This is a genomic window from Streptococcus sp. GMD1S, assembly GCF_000296875.1.
Classification (GTDB): domain Bacteria; phylum Bacillota; class Bacilli; order Lactobacillales; family Streptococcaceae; genus Streptococcus.
The window spans coordinates 1-1,797 of sequence record NZ_AJQY01000114.1; the positions used below are offsets into that span (position 1 = coordinate 1).

Sequence of the window (1,797 nt, forward strand, 5' to 3'; positions counted from 1 at the left end):
GAGAGTAAAGAAGCCATTTTTCTAGACATCTATATAGATGAAAACAACCGTGTTCGCCAAGCTATGATCGAAGAACTGGATTGGGAAATTGATATGACCGACCTCATTGGTCAACTCTTTGCTCAGTCCAGAACTCTCGTTTCTTCCAATAAAATCCTTGCAGAATGGTACAATCCTGCCATCGCAGATGAGTTACACAGCTACTATTCCTCGGAGGAAGGCAAAGTCGCAAATCCATTTCATCAGTTTCTAGTTAAAACTTTTACAAATCGTATGCAGGCTGAAGGGTACTCGCCAGAAAAGATTCAAGATATTTTACAGGTTTATAATCTGTTTTACTATATGGATATGCATATCACGGAAAAAGATTTTCCAGATATTGGCAAGACCGTTGAAATACTTGCAACTTACTTCATTAAAGGAATTCTTAAATAACAAATATAATTTAATTATAGGTGAATTGGAGAAAGAGGAATGAACATGGAATTTAGAAAAAAAGAGTACAAACCGTTTGACATTTTTGACAGTGAATGGGCGGCAATAACGGTAGGCAACAGGGAAAAGTTCAATGCCTGCCTCGTGTCATGGAGTAGCCTTGGAAATATTTGGGGAGCACCGGGAAAAAGTAAGGCGACTGTAACCCTATATATACATCCGTCAAGATATACAGCTGAGTTTATTGATGATAGTGAATACTTTACTGTAAGCTTTTTTGATCCAAAATATAAAAAGGTACTTGCATACCTTGGAAGTCATTCAGGAAGAAATGAAAATAAAATAGAAAATGCCGGACTTATGGCAATTCCTATAGGTAAGACAATGGGATTTAAAGAGGCAAAACAGACTTTTTTATGTAAAAAGCTTTGTAAGCAACAGTTTGACAAGGAGAGTTTTGTACAGGAAATAAGGGATTACTATGAATTGTATCCAGATATCTATACTGACGGACATGGTGGCTGGGAACCTCATTTTATTCTTATAGGTGAGATAGAACAGATTATAGATTAAATGGATATGCTATATTTGATATTATTTACATAGAAAGGACAAAATTTTTATAAGAAGAATTGATTTTTTTATTTTTTGAAAATATATGAATGAACTAATATTATATTCATTCAATAATATAATAAAGGAGATTTTATCATGGACAAACAAGGAGTTAAAAAAATGAATGGATTAGGTATTACAGGAATTTCTCTTGCCATTATTGGTATTTTGATCATTATTTGGGGAGCTACACTACAACAGGTTGATTTATCAAACCCTGATTTTATGTCCTTTGCGACTGGAGGTATGATTTTGCTGGCTATAGGGTTATGTATGATTGCCGGCTTACCTGTTATTTTAAAAATTGCGGGTATTTGGTTGGTGGCATTGACTACCATGATTTATATTTACAGCCTACCTAATACTGATTTGCTTATCAAACTGATTGGCTTTATTCCTGTTATCGCACTGGCTACTTGGCTATCTTTTAAATTTTGGAAATGAGGAAAATAATGAAAAGAGGTAAAAAATGTTGATAATTATTATATCTATTCTGGTGGCTATATGCCTTATTTCTTGGGGTGTAATAACCTATCTTGGACGTAGTCAAGCTTTGTCTTTAAAATCCATTGAAAATTTCAATGGGGACCTTTACTTAATACATTTGACGAAACCTACTAATATGACATGGAAAGCAGGGGCTTATGCCAAGTTTACACTCCCTGATACTTCTTCTACTACTAATAAAAACGAAGCTAAGGGAGAGCAAACCAGTCGATGGCTAACTATTGCCTCCACACCTGATGA

The 1,797-nt window shown here is 34.7% G+C and carries 3 protein-coding genes and 1 pseudogene; all 4 read left to right on the forward strand.

Going from position 1 to position 1,797, the window contains the following annotated elements; translation table 11 throughout:
- Positions 1-435, forward strand: a 435-nt coding sequence (locus tag GMD1S_RS07455; RefSeq protein ID WP_000374224.1) for a hypothetical protein, incomplete at its 5' end; no start/stop codon positions are given.
- Positions 436-480: 45 nt separating this feature from the next.
- Positions 481-1,008, forward strand: a complete 528-nt coding sequence (locus tag GMD1S_RS07460; RefSeq protein ID WP_000395701.1) for a flavin reductase — start codon at positions 481-483, stop codon at positions 1,006-1,008.
- 162 nt (positions 1,009-1,170) lie between these two features.
- A complete protein-coding gene (locus tag GMD1S_RS07465) occupies positions 1,171-1,494 on the forward strand; it encodes a hypothetical protein (RefSeq protein ID WP_025172607.1) in 324 nt (107 codons plus the stop codon).
- Between the two features lie 25 nt (positions 1,495-1,519).
- A pseudogene (locus GMD1S_RS12715) lies at positions 1,520-1,797 on the forward strand (ferredoxin reductase); the annotation flags it as partial.

Coding starts and splice junctions, on each gene's coding strand:
- GMD1S_RS07460 (WP_000395701.1), top strand. CDS start 481: ATGGAATTTAGAAAAAAAGAGTACAAACCGTTTGACATTTTTGACAGT.
- GMD1S_RS07465 (WP_025172607.1), top strand. CDS start 1,171: ATGAATGGATTAGGTATTACAGGAATTTCTCTTGCCATTATTGGTATT.